The 22,934-nt window shown below is 72.6% G+C and carries 19 protein-coding genes; 10 read left to right on the forward strand and 9 right to left on the reverse strand.

Annotated features, from left to right (window positions below; all coding sequences use genetic code 11):
- The first annotated feature begins 5 nt into the window (after window positions 1-5).
- The 3 genes from ACPYN7_RS01895 to ACPYN7_RS01905 all read left to right on the forward strand — a co-directional run bounded on the left by ACPYN7_RS01895 (window position 6) and on the right by ACPYN7_RS01905 (window position 3,329).
- Window positions 6-494, forward strand: coding sequence for a succinate dehydrogenase hydrophobic membrane anchor subunit (locus ACPYN7_RS01895; RefSeq protein ID WP_058874357.1), 489 nt, complete (start codon window positions 6-8; stop codon window positions 492-494).
- Between the two features lie 112 nt (window positions 495-606).
- Window positions 607-2,358 carry a succinate dehydrogenase flavoprotein subunit gene (sdhA, locus tag ACPYN7_RS01900; protein ID WP_058874356.1) on the forward strand — a complete coding sequence of 584 codons (1,752 nt, stop codon included), beginning with the start codon at window positions 607-609 and terminating at the stop codon, window positions 2,356-2,358.
- Window positions 2,358-3,329, forward strand: coding sequence for a succinate dehydrogenase iron-sulfur subunit (locus ACPYN7_RS01905; protein WP_231738384.1), 972 nt, complete (start codon window positions 2,358-2,360; stop codon window positions 3,327-3,329). Before sdhA ends, ACPYN7_RS01905 begins: the two co-directional genes overlap by 1 nt.
- A gap of 88 nt (window positions 3,330-3,417) precedes the next feature.
- Here ACPYN7_RS01905 and ACPYN7_RS01910 read toward each other — a convergent pair whose 3' ends face one another.
- The 8 genes from ACPYN7_RS01910 to ACPYN7_RS01945 all read right to left on the reverse strand — a co-directional run bounded on the left by ACPYN7_RS01910 (window position 3,418) and on the right by ACPYN7_RS01945 (window position 11,240).
- A complete protein-coding gene (locus ACPYN7_RS01910; RefSeq protein ID WP_424346528.1) occupies window positions 3,418-4,524 on the reverse strand; it encodes a YihY/virulence factor BrkB family protein in 1,107 nt (368 codons plus the stop codon).
- Between the two features lie 12 nt (window positions 4,525-4,536).
- Complete coding sequence (locus tag ACPYN7_RS01915; RefSeq protein ID WP_424346529.1) at window positions 4,537-5,100, reverse strand: 2'-5' RNA ligase family protein; 564 nt, start codon at window positions 5,098-5,100, stop codon at window positions 4,537-4,539.
- A 28-nt stretch (window positions 5,101-5,128) separates the two neighbouring features.
- On the reverse strand, window positions 5,129-6,193 hold the full coding sequence (gene trpS / locus ACPYN7_RS01920; RefSeq protein WP_424346530.1) for a tryptophan--tRNA ligase: 1,065 nt from the start codon (window positions 6,191-6,193) through the stop codon (window positions 5,129-5,131).
- Between the two features lie 53 nt (window positions 6,194-6,246).
- A complete protein-coding gene (locus ACPYN7_RS01925) occupies window positions 6,247-7,083 on the reverse strand; it encodes an exodeoxyribonuclease III (protein WP_424346531.1) in 837 nt (278 codons plus the stop codon).
- Between the two features lie 73 nt (window positions 7,084-7,156).
- Entirely contained in the window at window positions 7,157-7,684 is a 528-nt protein-coding gene (locus ACPYN7_RS01930; RefSeq protein ID WP_058874351.1) for a hypothetical protein, read from the reverse strand.
- A gap of 117 nt (window positions 7,685-7,801) precedes the next feature.
- Entirely contained in the window at window positions 7,802-8,689 is an 888-nt protein-coding gene (locus ACPYN7_RS01935; protein ID WP_058874350.1) for a bifunctional methylenetetrahydrofolate dehydrogenase/methenyltetrahydrofolate cyclohydrolase, read from the reverse strand.
- A 2-nt stretch (window positions 8,690-8,691) separates the two neighbouring features.
- Window positions 8,692-9,978 carry a serine hydroxymethyltransferase gene (gene glyA / locus ACPYN7_RS01940; protein ID WP_424346532.1) on the reverse strand — a complete coding sequence of 429 codons (1,287 nt, stop codon included), beginning with the start codon at window positions 9,976-9,978 and terminating at the stop codon, window positions 8,692-8,694.
- A gap of 35 nt (window positions 9,979-10,013) precedes the next feature.
- Entirely contained in the window at window positions 10,014-11,240 is a 1,227-nt protein-coding gene (locus ACPYN7_RS01945; protein ID WP_424346533.1) for a heparan-alpha-glucosaminide N-acetyltransferase domain-containing protein, read from the reverse strand.
- A gap of 230 nt (window positions 11,241-11,470) precedes the next feature.
- Here ACPYN7_RS01945 and ACPYN7_RS01950 point away from each other — a divergent pair, with 230 nt between their 5' ends.
- From ACPYN7_RS01950 to ACPYN7_RS01965, 4 genes are all read left to right on the forward strand, one after another.
- Window positions 11,471-12,217 carry a response regulator transcription factor gene (locus ACPYN7_RS01950; protein WP_269433313.1) on the forward strand — a complete coding sequence of 249 codons (747 nt, stop codon included), beginning with the start codon at window positions 11,471-11,473 and terminating at the stop codon, window positions 12,215-12,217.
- Between the two features lie 10 nt (window positions 12,218-12,227).
- Complete coding sequence (locus ACPYN7_RS01955) at window positions 12,228-13,781, forward strand: ATP-binding protein (protein WP_424346534.1); 1,554 nt, start codon at window positions 12,228-12,230, stop codon at window positions 13,779-13,781.
- 193 nt (window positions 13,782-13,974) lie between these two features.
- Entirely contained in the window at window positions 13,975-17,298 is a 3,324-nt protein-coding gene (locus tag ACPYN7_RS01960; protein WP_058874346.1) for a beta-phosphoglucomutase family hydrolase, read from the forward strand.
- 35 nt (window positions 17,299-17,333) lie between these two features.
- The gene (locus ACPYN7_RS01965; RefSeq protein ID WP_424346535.1) at window positions 17,334-17,870 is read left to right on the forward strand and encodes a gamma carbonic anhydrase family protein; all 537 of its coding nucleotides are present in this window, start codon (window positions 17,334-17,336) and stop codon (window positions 17,868-17,870) included.
- An 82-nt stretch (window positions 17,871-17,952) separates the two neighbouring features.
- Here the strand turns inward: ACPYN7_RS01965 and ACPYN7_RS01970 are convergent, their stop codons facing one another.
- Window positions 17,953-18,534 (reverse strand): TetR/AcrR family transcriptional regulator, encoded by a 582-nt coding sequence (locus ACPYN7_RS01970; protein ID WP_231738383.1) that lies wholly within the window; start codon window positions 18,532-18,534, stop codon window positions 17,953-17,955.
- A gap of 160 nt (window positions 18,535-18,694) precedes the next feature.
- Between ACPYN7_RS01970 and ACPYN7_RS01975 the strand changes: the two genes are divergently transcribed.
- From ACPYN7_RS01975 to ACPYN7_RS01985, 3 genes are all read left to right on the forward strand, one after another.
- Complete coding sequence (locus ACPYN7_RS01975) at window positions 18,695-19,789, forward strand: Gfo/Idh/MocA family protein (RefSeq protein WP_058874343.1); 1,095 nt, start codon at window positions 18,695-18,697, stop codon at window positions 19,787-19,789.
- 163 nt (window positions 19,790-19,952) lie between these two features.
- The gene (locus ACPYN7_RS01980; RefSeq protein WP_408669420.1) at window positions 19,953-20,498 is read left to right on the forward strand and encodes an Hsp20/alpha crystallin family protein; all 546 of its coding nucleotides are present in this window, start codon (window positions 19,953-19,955) and stop codon (window positions 20,496-20,498) included.
- Window positions 20,499-20,696: 198 nt separating this feature from the next.
- Window positions 20,697-22,919, forward strand: coding sequence for an NADP-dependent isocitrate dehydrogenase (locus ACPYN7_RS01985; protein ID WP_058874341.1), 2,223 nt, complete (start codon window positions 20,697-20,699; stop codon window positions 22,917-22,919).
- Window positions 22,920-22,934 lie beyond the last annotated feature (15 nt).

Genomic DNA, 22,934 nt, shown 5'->3' on the forward strand with positions numbered 1-22,934 from the left:
TCACAATGAGCACTCCGCTCAAGGCACGCATCTCGGTCCCCCGGAGCAAGGACCTCGAGGTCAACGGCGTCAAGTACAATCGCTCCTCCTCCCGCCGCAACAACTTCGAGATGTACGCGTGGCTGTTCATGCGCCTGTCCGGCGTGGTCCTGCTCGTGCTCGTCTTCGTCCACCTGTGGGTCAACCTCGTGGGCCCGGAGGGCGGCGTGAACGCGGTGGACTTCGCGTTCGTGGCCGGCAAGTGGGCCAGCCCGTTCTGGCAGGTCTTCGACATGCTCCTGCTGTGGCTCGCCATGCTGCACGGCACCAACGGCCTGCGCGTGATCATCGACGACTACGCGGAGAAGGACCGGACCCGGTTCTGGCTGAAGGTCTTCCTCTTCACCACGTCCGCCTTCGTGATCCTGCTCGGCACCCTGGTCATCTTCACCTTCGAGCCCTGCCCGGCCGGCGCGGACCCCGCGCTGCTCGCGAGCTTCTGCGCGGCGGGCTGAGCGCCCTGCCGGAGGCGGCCCGCCCCCCGCGGCGGGCCGCCTCCGCCGTCCGGTCACAGGCGACCGGACCCCAGCACATCCGACGGAACACCCAACAGAAAGAACTACCGGTATGCAGGTTCACAAGTACGACGTGGTCATCATCGGCGCCGGTGGTGCCGGTATGCGCGCCGCCATCGAGGCCGGTCAGCGCTCCCGCACTGCCGTACTGACCAAGCTGTACCCCACGCGTTCCCACACCGGCGCGGCGCAGGGCGGCATGTGCGCGGCCCTCGCCAACGTCGAGGAGGACAACTGGGAGTGGCACACGTTCGACACCATCAAGGGCGGTGACTACCTGGTCGACCAGGACGCCGCCGAGGTGATGGCGAAGGAGGCCATCGACGCCGTCCTCGACCTCGAGAAGATGGGCCTGCCGTTCAACCGCACCCCCGAGGGCAAGATCGACCAGCGCCGCTTCGGCGGCCACACCCGGGACCACGGCAAGGCCCCCGTGCGCCGCGCCTGCTACGCCGCGGACCGCACCGGGCACATGATCCTCCAGACGCTGTACCAGAACTGCATCAAGCACAACGTGGAGTTCTTCAACGAGTACTACGTCCTGGACCTGATCATGACCGAGGTGGACGGTCAGCGCCGCGTCGCCGGCGTCGTCTCCTACGACCTCGCCTCCGGGGAGCTGCACGTCTTCCAGGCCAAGTCCGTGGTCTTCGCCTCCGGCGGCGCCGGCAAGGTCTTCAAGACGACCTCCAACGCCCACACCCTCACCGGCGACGGCATGGCGATCGCGTTCCGCAACGGCCTGCCCCTCGAGGACATGGAGTTCATCCAGTTCCACCCGACCGGCCTGGCCGGGCTGGGCATCCTCGTCTCCGAGGCGGCCCGCGGCGAGGGCGGGATCCTGCGCAACGCGGACGGCGAGCGGTTCATGGAGCGCTACGCCCCCACCATCAAGGACCTCGCCCCCCGCGACATCGTGGCCCGCTCGATGGCCAACGAGGTGCGCGAGGGCCGCGGCGCCGGGCCGAACAAGGACTACGTCCTGCTCGACCTCACCCACCTCGAGCCGGCACACATCGACGCGAAGCTGCCCGACATCACGGAGTTCGCCCGCACGTACCTGGGCGTGGAGCCCTACACCGAGCCCGTCCCGGTCTTCCCGACATGCCACTACGCCATGGGCGGCATCCCGACCAACATCAAGGCCGAGGTGCTCCAGGACAACGAGACGGTGGTCCCGGGCCTGTACGCCGCGGGCGAGGTCGCCTGCGTGTCCGTGCACGGCTCCAACCGCCTGGGCACCAACTCGCTGCTGGACATCAACGTGTTCGGCAAGCGCGCCGGCATCTACGCGGCCGAGTACGCGCAGCAGGCCGAGTTCGTTCCCGTCCCGGACACCGCCCTCGACGGCACCGTGGCGCTGCTCGACAACGCGCGCAACGGCACCGGCACCGAGAAGGTCGCCGCGATCCGCAAGGACCTGCAGGACACCATGGACCTCAACGTCCAGGTGTTCCGCACCGAGGAGACCCTGCAGGCGGCGCTGGACGACATCGCCGCCCTCGAGGCCCGGTACGCGAACATCTCCATCCAGGACAAGGGCAAGCGCTTCAACCTGGACCTGCTGGAGGCCGTGGAGCTCGGCTTCCTCCTGCAGCTCGCGAAGGTCATGACCGTGGCCGCCCTGCACCGCACCGAGTCCCGCGGCGGGCACTTCCGGGAGGACTTCCCGGAGCGCGACGACGCCAACTTCATGAAGCACTCGATGGTCTACCTCGACCCCTCCTCCCCCACCGCGGGGATCCGGCAGGAGACGAAGCCCGTCATCTTCACCCGCTACGAGCCCATGGAGCGTAAGTACTGATGTCTACCGCACACACTCCCGACCGCCCCGAGGACGGCCGCGACGACGACCCGCAGGACCGCGCCCCCGAGCACGGCCACGAGCCGGGGCACGACCAGGACGACCGGGCCGGCTACAAGACCGACGCGGACGCCGGGTCCGCCGACGAGCGCGACGACGCCGACGCCCCGGCCGTGGACCCCGCCGCCGAGAACGCCGAGGGCGAGGCGCCCGCCGCGCGCGTGGACCTGCCCGAGGAGCAGCAGGGCGAGCAGGAGATCCCCACCTTCGACCTCACCCTGCAGATCCGCCGCTACAACCCGGAGCTCTCCGACGAGGTGCACTGGGACGAGTTCAAGCTCACCATGTACGGCACCGACCGCGTGCTGGACGCCCTGCACAAGGTCAAGTGGGAGATCGACGGCTCGCTGTCCTTCCGCCGCTCCTGCGCCCACGGCGTGTGCGGCTCGGACGCGATGCGCATCAACGGCCAGAACCGCCTCGCCTGCAAGGTGCTGCTCAAGGACCTCGACCTGTCCAAGCCCGTCACGGTGGAGCCCATCAAGGGCCTGCCGTGCGAGAAGGACCTGATCGTGGACATGGAGCCGTTCTTCCAGTCCTACCGCGAGATCATGCCGTTCCTGGTGGCCGGCGGCAACGAGCCGACCATGGAGCGCTACCAGTCCCAGGAGGACCGGGCGCGCTTCGACGACACCACCAAGTGCATCCTGTGCGCCGCGTGCACGTCGTCGTGCCCCGTGTTCTGGACCGACGGCCAGTACTTCGGGCCGGCGGCGATCGTCAACGCGCACCGGTTCATCTTCGACTCCCGCGACGACGCCGGGGACCTGCGCCTGGAGATCCTCAACGACAAGGAGGGCGTGTGGCGGTGCCGCACGACCTTCAACTGCACCGAGGCGTGCCCGCGCGGCATCCAGGTCACGAAGGCCATCGCCGAGGTCAAGAACGCCATCCTGAGCCGCTCCATGTGAGCGTGCCCCGAGGCCGCGGCGGCCCGTCCCCTGCACGGCAGGGGGCGGGCCGCCGTCGTGGGGGCGGGGCGCCGGCCCGGACGCCGGCTCAGCGGCGGACCGACAGGGCGGCCATGGGCACCACGGTGACGGCCACGGCCTCGCCGTCCGGCTGCACCCGCCCGCCGTGCTGGTCCGCGTGCACGATCGCCCCGATCGCCGCGGAGAACAGCAGGATCTGGTTGAACAGGTAGAACCACAGGAGCACGCCGACCACGAGGGCCACCGAGAGCAGGTACGGGTTGGTGGTGGCCCCGGCCACGATCGCCCCTCCGATGTAGCGCAGCGCGAAGTTGCCGGCCGCCGCGGCGAGCACGGTCACGACCAGGGCGCGCCGGGTCATCCGCAGCCCGGCGACGCCCCGCACGAGCTCGAGGGCGAACAGCGCGTCGAGCACGACGACGAGCAGCGTGCTCAGCGTCCAGGTCAGCCCGGTGCGCAGCCACTCGGGTCCGCGGCCCCAGCCGAGCTCCCCGGTGAAGTCGAGCAGGAAGCCCAGGAAGCCCGAGGCCGCGCCGTTGGCCACGACCGACAGCGCGAGCAGCACGCCCAGCACCAGCAGGCCCAGCAGGTCCCTGGGCACGGCCGCGATGGGCAGGCCCTGCGCCGGGGGCAGCTCGAAGAGCCGGCGGAACGCGAGCCGCACCCCCGAGACCCAGCGCCAGCCGGCGAAGAACAGGACCGCACCGCCGATCACCGTGGCGAGGGTGAAGGGCCGCGTGTCCTCGAGCAGCTCCAGGGGGACCACTCCCCCGTCCCCGGTGTCGAGCAGACCGGGCACGCGCTCGGTCACGGCCTCCACCACGGCGTCCCGCACCAGGGGGTCGTTGCCGAGGAACACGCCGATCACGGAGAAGCCCATCACCAGCAGGGCCGTGGAGGCGAAGATCAGCACGAAGGACAGGCCCGCCGCCATGAGCGGGCCGCCGTGGAAGAGGTAGTGCAGCACCACCCGGACCGGCATCCGCCGGTACACCGCGGTGAGCGCCGCCCCGAGCGCCGCGCCGGCCACGGCGCGGGCGCCGGCGCCCGCGGCCCGCTGCTCGCGCAGCAGCGCCCGCCGGCGCAGGGCCTCGCGCCGCATGCCGTGCCGGTCGATCGCGCGGGGCGGCAGCTCCGGGGCGGGAGCGGTGCGGGGACCGGCGCGGGTGCTCATGGCCGGGGCGGCTCAGCGCCGGTCGCCGTCGCGGCCCCGGAAGGGGAACTCCTCGCGGATCTGCCAGACGCCGAGGCCGTCGAGCTCGTAGAGGCCGATCCGGTCCACGAGGAACCCGGCGCGGTAGGTCCGCAGCATGTCCTGCGCACGGTCGAGGTCCTCCTCCTCCACGGCCTGGGCGATCGTGACGTGCGGGTGGAACTCGAAGGGGGACGCCGAGACGAGCTGCTCCTCGTGCAGGGCCTCGTGCAGCGCCCGGCACTGCTCCTCGCCCTCCTGGATGCGCAGGTAGACCACCGGGCTCACGGGGCGGAACGTGCCGGTGCCGTTGATCTCCACCCGGAACGGCTCCCACTCCCGGGCCACGGAGCCCACCCGCTCCACAACCTCGTCCCAGCTCTCCGCCTGCGGGGCGATCATCAGGGTGATGTGCGCCGGCACCGCGTAGGAGGCCGGGTCCCCGAAGGACGCGCGCCAGTCCTGCAGCTCCCGGCCCACGGGCTCGGGCAGCTCGATCACCACGCCCGCGTACACCTGGCCGGGGCGGATGGTGGGGGACTGCTGCGTACGGGTCAACTCAACTCCTCACAGGACGGGACCCAGCCTAGCCCAGCCCCCCGGACCCGCCCAGGCGCGGCAGGAAGCCCATCCGGTCGTAGACCCCCGCCAGCGTCCGCACGGTGATCTCCCGGCCCTTCTCGGCGCCCCGGGCGAGGAGGCGGTCCAGCTCCGCGGGATCGTCGAGCAGCTCGTGGGCGCGCGCCTGGATGGGCTCCAGGGTCTCGGTGACCACCTCGGCCAGGCCGACCTTGAGGTGGCCGTACAGCTTCCCCTCGTACTCCCCCACGACGTCGTCCACGGCCCGGCCGGTGAGCGCCGAGTAGATGGTGAGCAGGTTCGCGATGCCGGGCTTGGCCTCCCGGTCGAAGCGGATCTCGGTGCCGTCGTCGGTGACCGCGGATTTGATCTTCTTCGCGTTCTTCTTGGCCGGGTCCAGCAGCCGGATCAGCCCGTTCTCCGACGCGGCGGACTTGGACATCTTCGCGGTGGGGTGCTGCAGGTCGTAGATCTTGGCGGACTCGGCGAGGATCTTCGGGTCCGGGACCACGAACGTGTCCCCGAACCGGGCGTTGAACCGCTGGGCGAGGTTGCGGGTCAGCTCGAGGTGCTGACGCTGGTCCTCGCCCACGGGAACCTGGTGGGCCTGGTAGATCAGGATGTCCGCGGCCATGAGCACCGGGTAGGCGAACAGGCCCACCGTGGCGTTCTCGGCGCCCTGCTTGGCGGACTTGTCCTTGAACTGGGTCATCCGGGACGCCTCGCCGAAGCCCGTGATGCAGTTGAGCGCCCACGCCAGCTGCGCGTGCTCGGGCACGTGGGACTGCACCAGCAGGGTGGAGCGCTCGGGGTCGATGCCCGCGGCGATGTACTGGGCCGCCGTGACACGGGTGCGCTGGGCCAGGGTGGCGGGGTCCTGCTCGGCGGTGACGGCGTGCAGGTCGGCCACGAAGAACACGCACTCGTTGTCGTCCTGCAGGTCCACCCAGTTGCGCACCGCGCCCACGTAGTTGCCCAGGTGCAGGGAGTCCGCCGAGGGCTGCACCCCCGAGACGACACGGGGCTTGCCGGAGGCGGTGGGGACGTCGAACGGGGCGGGCTCAGGGGTCACGGTGCGGGGTCCTTCGATCGGGCGTGCGCGGGCGGCGCGGAACGGGAACGGGGTCAGAACTGGTAGTCGACCACCACGGGCGCGTGGTCGGAGAAGCGGGTGTCGTAGCTGGGGGCACGGTCCACCACGGCGGTCGCGGCCCGGTCCGCGAGCCCCGGGGTGGCCATGTGGTAGTCGATGCGCCACCCGGCGTCGGTGTCGAAGGCCTTGCCGCGGTAGGACCACCAGGTGTACGGCCCGGGCACCGGTCCGGCCAGGTCCCGGGCGACGTCCCGGTACCCGTGCTCGCCGAGGAAGCGGTCGAAGTAGGCGCGCTCCTCGGGCAGGAAGCCGGCGTTCTTGACGTTGCCCTTCCAGTTCTTGATGTCGAGCTCGGTGTGGCCCACGTTGAGGTCGCCGACGACGAGCACGTGGTCGCTGCTCCGGGCGAGCTCCGGCAGCCGCTCGGTCATGGCGTCGAGGAAGCGGTACTTGTCGTCCTGGCGGGGGGTGCCGACCTCCCCGGAGTGGACGTAGGCCGAGACCACGGTCAGGGTGCTGCCGTCGGCCAGGGCGTGGTCGGTCTCGACCCACCGGCCCGAGGTCTCGAAGTGCTCGGGGCCGATGGAGCCGCGCCGGGCGACCGGCAGCAGCGACCCGCCGTGCGCGTCGCGGCGGGTGGCCACGGCCACGCCGGCCCGGCCCTTGTCGGCCGCCTCGGCGTGGTGGACGTCCCAGGTCTGCTCGTCGAGCAGCTCCCGGACGATCCGGTCGGGGGCGCGGACCTCCTGCAGGCAGAGGATGTCGACGTCACGGCCGCTCAGCCAGTCGGCCATGCCGCGCTTGTAGGCGGCGCGGATGCCGTTGACGTTGACCGTGGCGACGCGCAGGAGGTTCTCGGGGCGGGACATGCGGGGGCACCTGGCTTCCGGGTGGTGACGAGCGGGGGGCGTGCTGCGGGGAGTGCTGCGGGGCGGGCGGCGGTCAGTCGACCACGGTGCCGCTGAGGGGTTCCTGGCGCAGCATGCTCATCCCGTTGCCGGCCGTGATGTCGATCGTGTCGAGGGCGCGGTCCAGGGCCTCGCGCTCGGGGCCCTCGACCGGCAGCGCGGCGAGCTCCTGCTTGATCACCTTGGACTGCACCAGGACGATCTGGAAGCTGTGCGAGAGCTTCTCGTCCCGCATCGAGTCCGCGGCACCGGAGCGGGTGGCGGCGGGGGCACGGCCGGAGCCGCTGCGCAGCTGCTCCCGGGCCTCGTCCACCTGCCGGCGGCCGAACCGGGCGGCCCTGCGGACCATGAGCACCACCCAGGTGGCGAGCATCAGCCAGCCGAGGGCGATGCCGGCCAGCGTCCAGCCCAGCCACGAGTTCGCGTTCGCGGCCTGCAGCAGGGCGACCACGAAGATGACCACGAGCACGGCCAGGCCGAGCGCCGTGCCCCACCGGGCGGCACGGCCGCCGGGCTCGGCGGCCGGGGAGGAGGACGGGGTCGGTGATCCGAGGGAGCGCATGGTCCCATTGTCGCAAATCCCGGCCCGGGCCACGAACCGGCGCGGGCGCCCGCTCGCCCGGTGCCGGGAACGGCCGCGCCCCGGGAGCGGCGGCTCCCGGGGCGCGGTGGGCGGTGCTCAGCGGAGGCCGGCGTGCCGCTCGGCGGTCTCCACGACGTTGAGCAGCAGCATGGCCCGGGTCATGGGCCCGACCCCGCCGGGGTTCGGCGAGATCCAGGAGGCCTTCTGCTCGGCGGCCGGGTCGATGTCCCCGGTGAGCTTCTTCTTCCCGGTCTCGGGGTCCTCCACCCGGGAGACCCCGACGTCGAGGAGCACCACGCCGTCCTTGAGGCGGTCGGCCGTGATCATGTGCGGTCGGCCGGCGGCGGCCACGACGACGTCGGCCTGCGCCAGCAGCTCGTCGAGGTTCTGCGTGCCGGTGTGGGCGAGCGTGACCGTGGCGTTGATCTCCTTGCGGGTGAGCAGCAGCCCGATCGGCCGTCCGACCGTCACGCCGCGGCCCACGACGAGCACGTGCCGGCCCGCGAGCTCGACGCCGTTGCGGCGCAGCAGCTCGATCACCCCGTTCGGCGTGCACGGCAGCGGGGAGGTCATCGGCTCGGAGACGTTGAGCACCAGGCGGCCGAGGTTCGTCGGGTGCAGCCCGTCGGCGTCCTTGTCCGGGTCCACGCGCTCGAGGATCGCGTTCGTGTCGATGTGCTCCGGCAGCGGCAGCTGGACGATGTAGCCGGTGCACGCGGGGTCCGCGTTGAGCTCGTCGAGGACGCGCTCGAGCTCCTCCTGGGAGACGTCCGCGGGGAGGTTGCGGCGGATCGAGGAGATGCCGACCTCGGCGCAGTCCTGGTGCTTGCCGCCCACGTAGGAGTGCGAGGCGGGGTCGTCGCCCACCAGCACCGTGCCGAGACCGGGGGTGACCCCCCGCTCCGCGAGCGCGGCGACGCGCTCGGCGAGCTCGGCCTTGATCGCGGCGGAGGCCGCCCGTCCGTCGAGGACCTGCGCGCCCACGCTCACCACTCCTCGAGGCCGTCGTAGAGCGGGAAGTCCGCGGCGAGCCGGTCCACGCGGGCCCGCAGGGCGGGGATGTCCGCCCCGGGCTTGAGGGCGGTCGCGATGATCTCGGCGACCTCCTCGAACTCGGGGGCGCCGAAGCCGCGGGTGGCCAGGGCGGGGGTGCCGATCCGCAGCCCGGAGGTGACCATCGGCGGGCGCGGGTCCCACGGCACGGCGTTGCGGTTGACGGTGATCCCGGCCCGGTGCAGGAGGTCCTCGGCCTGCTTGCCGTCCAGCTCGGAGTGGCGCAGGTCCACGAGGACCAGGTGCACGTCGGTGCCGCCGGTCAGCACGGAGACCCCGGCCGCGGCCACGTCGTCGGCGCCGAGGCGCTCGGCCAGGATGCGCGCGCCCTCGACGGTGCGCTCCTGGCGGGCGCGGAACTCCTCGGTGGCGGCGATCCTGAAGGCCACGGCCTTGCCCGCGATGGCGTGCATGAGCGGTCCGCCCTGCTGGCCCGGGAAGACGGCGGAGTCGATCTTCTTCTTCAGCTCGCCCGTGGTCAGGATCACGCCGGAGCGGGGACCCGCGAGGGTCTTGTGCACGGTGGAGGTCACCACGTGGGCGTGCGGCACGGGGTTCGCGTGCAGGCCCGCGGCCACGAGGCCCGCGAAGTGGGCCATGTCCACCCACAGCTTCGCCCCGACCTCGTCGGCGACCGAGCGGAACGCCTCGAAGTCCAGCTCCCGCGAGTACGCGGACCAGCCGGCCACGATGACCTGCGGGCGCTCGGCGAGGGCCTGCTCCCGCACCTTGTCCATGTCGATGGTGTAGGTCTCGGGATCGACCTCGTAGGCGGCGATCTCGTAGAGCTTGCCGGAGACGTTGAGCTTCATCCCGTGCGTGAGGTGGCCGCCGTGGGCCAGGGAGAGGCCCATCAGCTTGTCGCCGGGGGTCATCAGCGCCTGCATGACCGCCGTGTTGGCCTGGGCCCCGGAGTGGGGCTGGACGTTGGCGTGCTCGGCGCCGAACAGGGCCGTGGCCCGGTCCCGGGCGAGGTTCTCGACGACGTCGACGAACTCGCAGCCGCCGTAGTAGCGGCGCCCGGGATAGCCCTCGGCGTACTTGTTCGTCAGCACCGAGCCCTGGGCCTCGAGGACCGCGCGGGGCGCGAAGTTCTCGGAGGCGATCATCTCGAGGGTGCCGCGCTGGCGGCCGAGCTCGTCGGCGATGGCCGCCGCGATCTCCGGATCGACCTCGGCGAGGGGCTGGTTGGTGACGGACGGGGACGTGCTCGTGGACATGCCGCTCCTGAAGTCGGGGACCGTGGGTGGACCGTCTACGAGTTTAGGCGATGCCGCAGGACCAGGTCCCGCCCGGCGTGCGCGGACCGGCCGACGACCCGCTCGAGGGGTCCCTGCCCCCGGGACCGGCGCCAGAGGACGGCGAGGACGGTGCCCGTCAGGACGTGCACCAGGAACCACAGCACCGGCCGCTCGTAGTGCAGCTCCAGGAAGAGGCCGAGCAGGTGCGCCGAGTAGAGGGTCAGGGTCATCGAGCCGGCCGCGACCAGCGGCAGCAGCACGTGCTCCGCCCGGCGGGCCACCAGCAGGCACAGGCCCAGCACGAGGGCCCCGGTGCCCACCCCGCTCAGCAGGGCGAGCGGGGTGTTGGTGTGCGGCCCGGTGACGGCCAGCCACCACCAGCTGGAGGAGGGCAGGACGGGGTCCGGCCCGTACACGATGACGTCCTGGACGTCCTCCCGGCCCAGGAATGGGCTCGCGGCGAGCAGGCGCTCCATGCCGCCCAGGGGGTGCAGCAGCAGCCAGGAGGTGACGGCGGCCACCGCCGCGAGCGCGGCCCCGCCGAGCAGCAGGCCGAGCTGGGTGCGCGCGGCCGAGAGGTCCAGCCGTCCCAGCGCCAGGCCCACCAGGAGATAGACGAGATAGGTGACCCCCGGGTAGGAGCCGGTCACGAGCAGCTGGGCGAGGGTCGTGCCCGGCTCGGCGAGCAGCTCGGCGACGCCGGGGTTGTGGACGGCGAACCCGGGCAGGGCGGGCCCCAGCGCGTGCACCAGGACGGGGCCGAGCACCGCGAGCCCTGCCGCCCAGGCGAGCAGGGTTCGCGCGGACAGGTGCAGGAAGGGCAGGGCGAGGAGGAAGAAGACGCCGTAGTAGACGAGGATGTTGTAGGCGGGCGGGTCGCCCGGCGAGAGCTGGTTGATCAGCAGCCCCAGCACCGTGATGAGCACCGCGCGCACCAGCAGCCCTGCCCGGTCCGCGGTCGTCCGGGGTCCCTCGTGCACCCGGGTCCCGCCCGAGCCGAGCGCCAGCCCCACACCGGCGAGCAGGGCGAACAGGGCCGCGGCCCGGCCGGAGAACAGCGTCCACTGGGCGGTGGCCTCGAAGGTCTCCGGGTCCCAGGACGGCAGGATGTGCACGGAGACCATGCCGAGCAGGGCGAGGCCGCGGGCCGCGTCGATCCCGGCCAGGCGCCGGCGGGCGCGCGGCGCGGCGGGCGGCGCCGCGGACCGGGCCTCCCCGACCGGGTGGTGGGTGTGCAGCATGACGGCGGTTCCCCTCTCGTGGTGCTCCGGCGGGCTCCTGCCCGCCGGGTCCGGGCCCCCGGCCCGTTTCCTGGTTCCACCTCAGCAGACGGGGATGTGGCGGCCTTATCGGCTTCCTGTGCCACGGCTGTGAAGTGCGTCCGCGAAGGACCCGGCGGCGGGTGCGGCGCTACGCTGAGGTCGGTCCCAGGTCGCCGGTGCCGCCGGCGGGGACCAGGAGGGAGCACGCCGTGACCGAGCCCGTGCAGCGGCCCACCGCCGTGGACCTCCCGCGTCTGCGGCACCCCGACGGCGCCCCGGTGCGCGCGCTCGTCGTCGACGACGAGCCGCTGCTGGCGCAGATGGTGTCCATGGGCCTGTCGATGCTGGGCTGGGAGGTGCGCTCCGCCCACGACGGCGACGCCGCGGTGGCCGAGGCCCGCCGCTTCCGGCCCGACGTGCTGGTGCTGGACGTCATGCTCCCGGGCTGCTCGGGGGTGGAGGTGCTCGAGCGGATCCGCTCCTTCTCCCCCACCGTCCCGGCCCTGTTCCTCACCGCGAAGGACAGCACCGAGGACCGCATCACCGGCCTCGCGGCGGGCGGGGACGACTACGTGACGAAGCCGTTCGACATGGAGGAGCTGCTGCTGCGGCTGCACCGCCTGGTGCAGCGTGCGGGCATCGCCCACCCGGACTCCGCCGAACTGGTCGTGGGCGACCTCGTGCTCAACGCGGACACGCGGGAGGTCCGCCGGGGCGGCGCCGAGATCGCGCTGACCGCCACCCAGTTCGACCTGCTGCGCTGCCTCATGGAGAACGCGCGCCGGGTGCTCAGCAAGCCGCAGCTCCTCGAGCTGGTCTGGGGCTATGACTTCGGCGGCCAGACCAACGTCGTGGAGCTCTACATCTCGTACCTGCGCAAGAAGGTCGACGCCGGCCGGCCGCCCATGATCCACACGGTGCGCGGCGCCGGCTACGTCCTCCGACCGGCCGAGTGAGCACCCTCCGATGAGCACCGGAGGCGCCGGTGCCCGGCCGCGGCTCCGCGGACCCGGCCGGGCGCTGCAGCTGCGCACCAAGCTGCTGCTGACGGTCCTGGCGCTGCTGACCGTCGCCTGCGCCGCGGTGGGCGCCTTGGGCCTCGCCGCGCTCAACGTGTCCCTGGGCGAGCAGCTGGACCGCCAGGTCCGGGACGCCTCCTTCCGCGCGATCGAGTACGGGGTCCGGGCCGCCGCCGGGCCCTCGGAGGAGCTGGAGGCCATGATGGACGTCCCCGCGCAGGGCGCGGGGACCCTCAATGCCCGGGTCGTGGACGGCGAGGTGGTCCGCGCCGGGCTCTTCGCCGCCGACGGGACGCGGCAGGAGCTGACCGACTCGGACCGGCGGCGGCTCGGGGAGCTCGTGACGGCGCTCGGCGCGGAGTCGGACGAGGACGGGGGCGAGCAGTGGGGTCCCGTGGACGTGCAGCTGGCCGTGGGCGGCTACCGGGTGCTGGTGGTCGACGACCCGTGGGACTGGGGGCTCGTGCTGACCGGCCTGCCGCTGGCCGACAAGGAGCACACCCTGCGCAGCTTCGGGGTGAGCACCGCGGCGATCTCGACCGGCGCCATCGCCGCCACGGGGCTGCTCGGCCTCGTCGTCGTCCGGCGCACCCTGCGCCCCGTGGAACGGCTCTCCGACGTGGCGACCCGCGTCTCGGAGCTCGACCTCGACCACGGGGAGGTGGTCCTGCCCGTCGGGGCCGTGGCGCCGGCCGCGCACCCCGACACGGAGGTGGGCCGGCTCGGCCACGCCTTCGGGCGGATGCTGGACAACGTCGGCCACGCCCTGGTCGCCCGCCAGCGCAGCGAGACGCGCGTGCGCCGGTTCGTGGCCGACGCCAGCCACGAGCTGCGCACCCCGCTGGCCAGCATCCGGGGCTACGCGGAGCTGATCCGGCTCACCGAGCCGATGAGCCCGCAGGGCCGCGGCTCCCTGTCCCGGGTGGAGTCCGAGGCGGCGCGGATGACCGCGCTCGTCGAGGACCTGCTGCTGCTCGCGCGCCTGGACGAGGGCCGGGCGGTGGTCACCGAGGACGTCGACCTCCTCGAGCTGGTGATCGAGACGGTCAGCGACCTCCGGGTGGCGGCGCCCGGCCACGTCTGGCGCCTCGAGCTGCCCGACGAGCCCGTGCTCGTGCGGGGCGACCCGGCCCAGCTGCGCCAGGTGCTCATCAACCTGCTCGCCAACGCCCACCAGCACACGCCCGCCGGGACCACCGTCACCGCGTCCCTCACCGTGGAGACCGACGGCACCGTGGAGCCCGGCGGCGGGCCCCGGACCCGCGGCGAGGCCGTGCTCGCGGTGGCCGACGACGGCCCCGGCGTCGGCGCGGACTTCCTCGAGCACATCTTCGCCCGCTTCGCCCGGGAGGACCACGCCCGGGCCGGGACCTCCCGCGGCACGGGTCTGGGGCTCTCGATCGTGGAGGCCATCGTGCACGCGCACCACGGGCGGATCGACGTCAGCAGCGTCCCGGGCAGCACCCGGTTCACGGTCCGCCTGCCCCGGGCGGACCACTGAGCGGACGCGGCTTGCCCCTGCGGGCCCCGGGCCGTTTAATGAACTGGTCAGGAACCGTCGGCACGGACGGCCGTCACCGCTCCCGTGCCAAACCGCAACGCCGCGTCCGGGGTCCGTCGCGTGCCGTGTGCTGGAGTCTCTCCGTGCGGTTCCGGGGGCCACGGGAAACACACCCACTTCCGGAGGAACTCTCGTGAACGCACTGCCCACCGCCCCGTTCACCGCGTCCCTGCCGCGCATCCAGGGCCCGGACGCACCGGCCCAGGCGGTCGACCAGCTGCGCATCCCGCACGAGGCCGTGATCTTCGACATGGACGGGGTGGTCACCGACACCGCCGCCGTGCACGCCGCGGCCTGGAAGACCCTCTTCGACGCGATCCTGGCCGACGACCGGCTCGAGCCGGCCGAGGAGGGCACCACGGTGGACCGGCGGCCCTTCGACGCCGACGCGGACTACCGCCACTACGTGGACGGCAGGCGGCGCGAGGACGGGATCCGCTCCCTGCTCGCCGCCCGCGGCGCACGCCTGCCCGAGGGCGACGAGACGCCGGGGGCGTGGACCGTGCAGGGCCAGGCCGTGCTGAAGAACACCTACTTCCAGGACGCCCTGCAGGTCCAGGGCGTGCGGGTCTTCGACCGGACCGTGGCGCTCATCGAGCGGCTGCGCGGGGCCGGGGTGCCGGTGGGCCTCGTGACCGCGAGCCGCAACAGCGTCCCGGTGCTCGCGGCGGCCGGGCTGCAGGACTCCTTCGACATCATCGTGGACGGCCACTTCGCCGCCGAGCACGGCCTGCCCGGCAAGCCGGCCCCCGACACGTTCCTCACCTGCGCGAAGATGCTCGGCGTGAACCCGGCCCGGTCCGTGGTGGTGGAGGACGCCGTGTCCGGGGTGCAGGCCGCGGCCGCCGGCGGCTTCGGCATGGTCGTGGGCATCCGCCGCCACGGCGAGCGCAACGACCTGTACCGGGCCGGGGCCACGATCGTGCTCAACGACGTCGGGGAGCTCGACCTCGGCGCCCGCCGCGACGACCCCTGGAAGCTGGTCTTCGAGGGCTTCGACCCGACCACCGAGGCCCGGCGGGAGACCCTCCTGACGCTGGCGAACGGCTACATGGGCGTGCGCGGGTCCGCCTGCGAGTTCCCCGACAACGGGGTGCACTACCCCGGCAACTACCTGGCCGGCATCTTCAACCGGGTGGTGAGCCACCTGAGCGGCCGCGACGTCGAGCACGAGTCCATGGTCAACGCCCCCAACTGGACCCACCTGGACCTGCGCGTCTCCGGCGGCGACTGGTGGTCGGAGGGCGGGCTGGTCCCGTCCGACGAGCGGACCGAGCTCGACCTGCGCCGCGGCCTGCTCATCCGGTCCCTGACCCTCACCGACCTCAACGGCGACCGGGGCGAGGACGGCGCCCGCGCCCGGCTGGAGATCGTCCAGCGCCGCCTCGTGTCGCTGCGCTTCCGGCACCTGGGGGCGCAGGAGACCACGGTGACCGCCCGGGGGTTCTCCGGACGGCTGCACCTGCGCACGGGCATCGACCCCAGCGTGCGCAACAACGGGGTCGCGGAGTACCAGGACCTCAACGACCACCACCTCGTGGACCTCGAGTCGACGTCCCTGCCCGACGACCACGAGACCCTGCTCTCCCACGTGCGCACCACCCAGTCCAAGATCGAGATCACCACGGCCCAGCGCACCACCATCGAGGGCGGCCAGAACGTCCGGGAGCGCCGCGAGATCCGCCCGGGCGGCACCGAGTTCCGCCGCCACCAGGTCAACATCGCCGACGGCCGCCCGGTGATCATCGACTCGACCACGGCGGTGGTCACGAGCCGCGACGCGGCGATCGGCTCGCCCCGCGAGGGCGCGCTCGCGGAGCTGGACCGCAACCCCAGCGGCGTCCGGGGCCTGCTGCCCTCGCACGAGATCGAGTGGTCGCTGCTGTGGGACCGCTTCGACGTGGACGTGTGCCCGGACCCGGAGAACAGCACCGGGGAGCTGTGCCTGACCCAGCTGGCGCTGCGGGTGCACCTGTTCCACGTGGCCCAGACGCTGGCCCCGCACATGTCCCTGCGCGACGCCGGCGTCCCGGCCCGCGGTCTGCACGGCGAGGGCTACCGGGGGCACATCTTCTGGGACGAGCTCTACATCCTCCCGGTGGTCAACCTGCACCAGCCGCAGGTGACGCGCGCCCTGCTGTCCTACCGGTGGCGCCGGCTGCCCATGGCGAAGCACCGGGCCACCGAGTTCGGGCTCGAGGGCGCCGCGTTCCCGTGGCAGTCGGGCTCCGACGGCCGGGAGGAGACCCCGCCGGAGCTGTTCAACCACCACTCCAACCGGTGGCTGCCGGACAACTCGTGGCGCCAGTTCCACGTGGGCCTCGCGATCGCCTACAACGCCTGGATCTACTACGAGACCACCGGCGACCTGGACTGGCTGGCCGGCCAGGGCTCGGAGCTGATCATCGGGATCACCCGGCTCTTCGCGTCCCTCACGGACTACGACCCCGCGGACGGCCGCTTCCACATCGCCGGGGTCATGGGCCCGGACGAGTACCACGACGGCCCGCGCGGCCAGCACGGCGGCGGCCTCAAGGACAACGCCTACACGAACGTGCTGGCGGCCTGGCTGTTCCGGCACAGCGCCCACATCTTCCACGACATGGTGGAGCACCAGCGCGAGGAGCTCTCCGCCCGCTTCGACCTCTCGCCGGAAGAGGTCGGGACGTGGCAGCAGATGGCCGAGCGGATGTTCGTGCCGTTCAACGCGGACGGCACCATCAGCCAGTTCCACGGCTACGACGACCTCGACGAGCTGGACTGGGAGTACTACCGGGCCAAGTACCGCAACATCGGCCGCCTCGACCTCCTGCTGGAGAACGAGGGCGACATGACCAACAACTACAAGCTGGCCAAGCAGGCCGACACGATCATGCTGGTCTACCTCTTCGGTCCCGACGGCCTGGTCGAGGAGCTCGGCCGGATGGGCTACGACGTGGACCACGCCGCGATCGAGCGCACCGTCGACTTCTACATCGCGCGCTCCTCCCACGGCTCCTCGCTCTCCCGGGTGGTCAACGCCTCGGTGCTCGCGTGGCTGCACCCGGACCGTTCGTGGTCGTCCTTCCAGGACGCCCTGCTGGTGGACCTCGACGACACCCAGGGCGGGACCACGGGCGAGGGCATCCACCTGGGCGCCATGGCCGGCTCGGTCGACGTCGTGACCCGCGCCTACGCGGGGCTGCGCGTGCGGGGCGGGTGGCTCGAGTTCGACCCGGCCCTGCCGAGCCAGCTGCAGTCGGTGACGTTCACGGTGCTGTACCGCGGGCAGGTGATCCGGGTCTGCATCGACCACCACGTCCTGGAGCTCGAGGGCTCCTCCCGCCGCGCGGACGACGTCACGATCCACGTGCACGGCGCGGAGTACGTGCTCAAGGGCGGCCAGAAGATCCGGGTGGCCCTCCAGCACGGGCACCAGCGCTCCGCGCGCCCGGCGGTCACCCGGCAGGACGCCTGAGCCGCGGGCCGCGGCTCCGCCGCTAGGCTGGGCGCATGGGACACTCCACGACGCCCGGCCTGGTCCTCCCGCACGGCGGGCACGAGCCCCGGATCGACCCGTCCGCCTTCGTGGCCCCGACCGCCACGGTCGTGGGCGACGTCGAACTGGGCCCGGGGTCCGGGACCTTCTACGGCGCCGTGGTGCGCGGGGACCGCTCCCCCGTCCGGCTGGGGGCGCGCTCGAACCTGCAGGACAACGTGGTGGTCCACTCCGATCCCGGCCACGCCTGCACGATCGGCGCGGACGTGAGCGTCGGCCACGGCGCCGTGGTGCACGGCTGCACCGTGGAGGACGAGGTCCTGGTCGGGATGAACGCGACCGTCCTCAACGGCGCCGTGATCGGCACGGGCTCCCTGGTCGCCGCGGGCGCCGTCGTCCTGGAGGGCACCGTGGTGCCGCCGCGCTCGCTGGTGGCCGGGGTGCCGGCCAAGGTCCGGCGCGAGCTCACGCAGGAGGAGCAGGAGAAGGTCCGGGCCAACGCGCGGACCTACGTGCAGCTCTCCGCCGAGCACCGCCGGCTCAACGCCTGACCCAGCTCAAGGCCTGACCCGGCTCCATGCCTGACCCGGCTCCGCGCCGCACCGGGTCGTGGTTCCCGGACACGGCACCCGGTCACTGCGCCGCGAGGGTGCGCGCGTAGTCGAGGTACGCGCCGTGGTCAAAGCCGGGCAGCAGGCAGGACTGCACCACCCAGCCCTGCAGCACCGAGAGGATGGCCTGGGCGAACATCCCGGCCCACTCCCGGGCCGCGCCGGGGTCGAGCCCCAGCTCCTCGGCCGCCCACCGCCCGTAGCGCTCCTCGACGCGGTCCCGCACACGTCCCAGGTGCTCCCCGGCCAGCGCGGCCAGACCCGGGTCGGTCACGGCGCCGCCCCACGTGATGAGCAGCAGGCGGGTGGTGGCCGGGTCCGCGGCCAGCCGCTCCAGCAGCCCCACGACCCACGCGGCGGGGTCGGTGCGGGGCTCGTCCTCCGCGGCCGCGAGGACCCGGTCCAGGGCGGCGCGGGCGGCCGCCGCCACGAGCTCCTGCTTGCTCGGGAAGTGGTTGTACAGTGCTCCCGCGGACAGCCCCGTGGCGGCGATGATGCGGTGCATCGACGCCCCCTCGAAGCCGTGCTCGAGGAAGCACTCGCTGGCGGCGGCCACGATCTCGCGGCGGCGTTCGTCCTTGTACTGCTGGCTCACCCGGGGCACGGGGCCAGTCTAGGCGACGAACGGTCGTTCGATCGGCGCGGCCGGGGAGGGCGGGCCGCGGCCCGGAGCGGGCGGCCTCGAACGGGCGGCCCGGTGCGACGGCGCCGGGCGGGCAGCGCTCAGCGGGTGGCGCCGGGGAACGGCGTGGCAGAATGCGCCCATGCCCGCTCAGACCCTCAGCCCGTTCGTCGCCGCCTCCCTCGACGCCGCCCACCTCGACGACCCCGGCACCGCGACGGGCCGCACGCTCGGATGGGGCGTGGTCAGCACCGGCGGCATCGCGGAGAAGGTGGTCGCGGACATCGCCGCGCTGCCCGACGCCCGGCTGGTGGCCGTGAGCTCGCGGGACCAGCACCGCGCGGAGGACTTCGCCCGCCGGCACGGGGTGGAGCGCGCCTACGGCAGCACCGCCCCCGCCACGGGCCTGGACCGCCTGGCGGCCGACCCGGACGTGGAGATCGTCTACGTGGCCACCCCGCACGGCTACCACCACCGGGACGTCTCGGCGCTGCTGCGGGCCGGCAAGCACGTGGTGTGCGAGAAGGCCCTCGCCATGACCGCGGCGGAGGTCCGGGACCTGTTCCGCCTGGCCCGCGAGCACGGCGTCTTCCTCATGGAGGCCGTCTGGACCCGCATGACCCCCGGCTTCCGCACCGCGATGCGCTGGGTCCGGGAGGGCCGGCTCGGCCGGGTGCGCTCGGTCGAGGGGTCCATCGGCATGCACCGCCCCCTCGACCCGGCCCACCGGCTGTTCCGCCGGGCCGACGGCGGAGGCGTGCTGCTGGACATGATGGTCTATCCGCTGACCTGGACCTCCGCCGTGCTCGGCGCCCCGGAGCGCTGGAGCGCCCGCGCGGAGCTCGGCGCCACCGACGTGGACGTGGACACCGCCCTGACCCTGGACTACGGCCACGGCCGGGCCCACGTGAGCGGCACCCTGTCCAGCACGGTCCCGCACCAGGTGACGCTCAGCGGCACGGAGGGCTGGCTGCGCGTGGACGGCCGGATCAACTGCCCCACCACCCTGGTGCTGCAGACCGCCGCCGGCGCCCGCGGCGGCGCCGACCCCGCGGTGGAGCGCGTGGCCGTGCCGGGCGCGGGCTACGTCTTCGAGATGCGGGAGGCCACCCGCTGCGTGCAGCAGGGCCTGCTCGAGTCCCCCGTGATGCCGTGGGCCGACTCCCTCGAGCTCGTGGAGCTCTTCGACCGGGTGCGGGAGCGGATCGGCGTGCGGTACCCCCACGACACCCGCTGAGCCGACACCCGCTGACACGACGCACCCGCGCACGGCGCCCGCCGACGGGCGGTTCGCCGTGGGCGATCCGAGCCCGGACCTGTTGAAGAGCTCCCAGGGCGGCACTATCATGGTCAACAGTTGAGTTGATCCGACTCAACTAAATGTCGAAGACATTGCTCACATGGTTGAGGAGATGATTGACGTGGCCACGATGTTCACCCCGTTCAACGATTTCGACCGGCTCGCCGCCTCGCTGTTCGCCCGGCAGGGCCTGCGCGAGATGCCCATGGACCTGTACCGGGACGGCGACCAGTACATCCTGCGGGCTGACCTGCCGGGGATCGACCCCGACAGCGTCGACGTCGACGTCGACGGCCAGCTGCTGACCATCCGGGCGGAGCGGAAGCTGCCCGAGGTCCAGGACGTCCAGTGGATCACCCGGGAGCGGCAGAGCTCCTCGTTCGTGCGCCAGCTCAACCTGGGCCAGGGCATCGACATCCAGGGCATCGCCGCGAACTACGACAACGGCGTGCTCACGGTGACGATCCCCGTCTCCGCGCAGGCCAAGCCGCGCAAGATCCAGGTGGTCTCCGGCCAGGGCGAGCAGGTCTCCGGCCAGGGCGAGCAGCAGGCCCTGGGAGAGAGCCGGGACGGCTCCGGCGACCGCGTGATCGGCGAGGGCGAGCTCGTCAACGGCGAACGCTCCACGCAGTCCACCGAGGGCTGAGCCCGGCCCGGCCGGCAGCCGCCCCGCACCGGCCGGGACGCCACGGCCCGGGCCCGTTCCCCCGCGGGGAACGGGCCCGCCGTCGTGCCCGGAGCCCCCGCACTCCCCGGGCGGCCAGCGGGCGGGGCGCCGCCTCGGGTATCTTGGCACCAGGAAGCACCACCCCGATCCGACGACATCCTGGGAGACAGCCCGCACATGGCCAAGATCATCTACACCCGCACCGACGAGGCGCCCCTGCTCGCCACCTACTCGTTCAAGCCGATCATCGAGGCCTACGCCTCGACCGCCGGCGTCGAGGTGGAGACCCGCGACATCTCCCTGGCCGGTCGCATCCTCGCCGCCTTCAACGACCGCCTGCCCGAGGACCAGCGGGTGGCCGACGCCCTCGCCGAGCTCGGCGAGCTGGCCAAGAAGCCCGAGGCCAACATCATCAAGCTCCCCAACATCTCCGCCTCCGTCCCGCAGCTGAAGGCCGCCGTCAAGGAGCTGCAGCAGCAGGGCGTGGACCTCCCGGACTACCCGGACGAGCCGCGCACCGAGGAGGAGCAGGAGGTCCGGGCCCGATACGACAAGATCAAGGGCTCGGCCGTCAACCCGGTGCTGCGCGAGGGCAACTCGGACCGCCGCGCCCCCTCCTCGGTGAAGAACTACGTCCGCAAGAACCCGCACCGGATGGGCGAGTGGACGGCGGAGTCGAGGACGAACGTCGCCACCATGGGCGCCGACGACTTCCGGGACAACGAGAAGTCCGTGGTCATGGAGGACGACGACACCCTGACGATCCGGCTGGTCGGCGAGGACGGCGGCACCACGGTGCTCAAGGAGTCCGTCCCCGTGCTGGCCGGCGAGGTCGTCGACGGCACCGTGATGCGGGCCGAGGCCCTGGACGCGTTCCTCGCGGAGCAGGTCGAGCGCGCCAAGCGGGAGGACGTCCTGTTCTCGGTGCACCTCAAGGCCACCATGATGAAGGTCTCCGACCCCATCATCTTCGGCCACGTGATCGAGGCCTTCTTCCCGGAGGTCTTCGCCACCCACGGCGCCGCCCTCGAGGAGGCCGGCCTGAGCTCCGACAACGGTCTCGCCGCGATCCTCGACGGCCTCGACGCCCTGCCGGCCGACGTGCGCGACGACGTGCGGGCCGGGATCGACAAGGGCCTCGCCGAGGGCCCGAAGCTCGCCATGGTGAACTCCGACAAGGGCATCACGAACCTGCACGTGCCCTCCGACATCATCGTCGACGCGTCGATGCCGGCCATGATCCGCACCTCCGGGCACATGTGGGGCCCCGAGGGCGAGGAGGCCGACACCCTCGCGGTGCTGCCGGACAGCTCCTACGCCGGGGTCTACCAGGTGGTCATCGACGACTGCCGCGCCAACGGCGCGTTCGACCCCACCACGATGGGTTCGGTGCCGAACGTGGGCCTCATGGCGATGAAGGCGGAGGAGTACGGCTCCCACGACAAGACCTTCGAGATCCCCGCGAAGGGCACCGTCCAGGTCGTCGACTCCTCCGGCGCCGTGCTCGTCGAGCACGAGGTCTCCCCCGGCGACATCTGGCGCGCGTGCCAGACGAAGGACGTCGCCATCCGGGACTGGGTCAAGCTCGCCGTGACCCGCGCCCGGGCCTCCTCGACGCCGGCCGTGTTCTGGCTGGACCGCACCCGCGCCCACGACACCAACCTCATCGCCAAGGTCGAGGAGTACCTGGCCGAGCACGACACCGAGGGCCTGCAGATCGAGATCATGTCCCCCGAGGAGGCCACCGCCTTCTCGATCGAGCGGATCCGCCGCGGCGAGGACACCATCTCGGTCACCGGCAACGTGCTGCGCGACTACCTGACCGACCTGTTCCCGATCCTGGAGCTGGGCACCTCCGCGAAGATGCTCTCGGTGGTCCCCCTCATCAACGGCGGCGGGCTGTTCGAGACGGGCGCCGGCGGGTCCGCGCCGAAGCACGTCCAGCAGCTGGTCGAGGAGAACCACCTGCGCTGGGACAGCCTCGGCGAGTTCCTCGCCCTGGCCGCGAGCCTCGACCACCTGGCGTCGACGGCGGACAACGCCCGCGCGCGCATCCTCGGCGAGACCCTGGACCGGGCCACGGGCACGTTCCTGGAGGAGAACAAGTCCCCGAGCCGGAAGGCCGGCGAGATCGACAACCGCGGCAGCCACTTCTACCTCGCCCTGTACTGGGCCCAGGAGCTGGCGCGCCAGGACGAGGACACCGAGCTGGCCCAGGCCTTCGCCTCCGTGGCGGAGCAGCTGGCCGAGAACGAGGACGCCATCAACGAGGAGCTGCTCTCCGTGCAGGGCCGGCCCGCCGACATCGGCGGCTACTACCGCCCGGACGACGCCAAGACGTTCTCGGTGATGCGCCCCTCGGAGACCTTCAACCGGGTCCTCTCCTCGCTGAGCGCATGAGCTGACCCCAGGAGC

Source organism: Kocuria sp. CH-021 (genome assembly GCF_049716185.1).
GTDB lineage: Bacteria > Actinomycetota > Actinomycetes > Actinomycetales > Micrococcaceae > Kocuria > Kocuria cellulosilytica.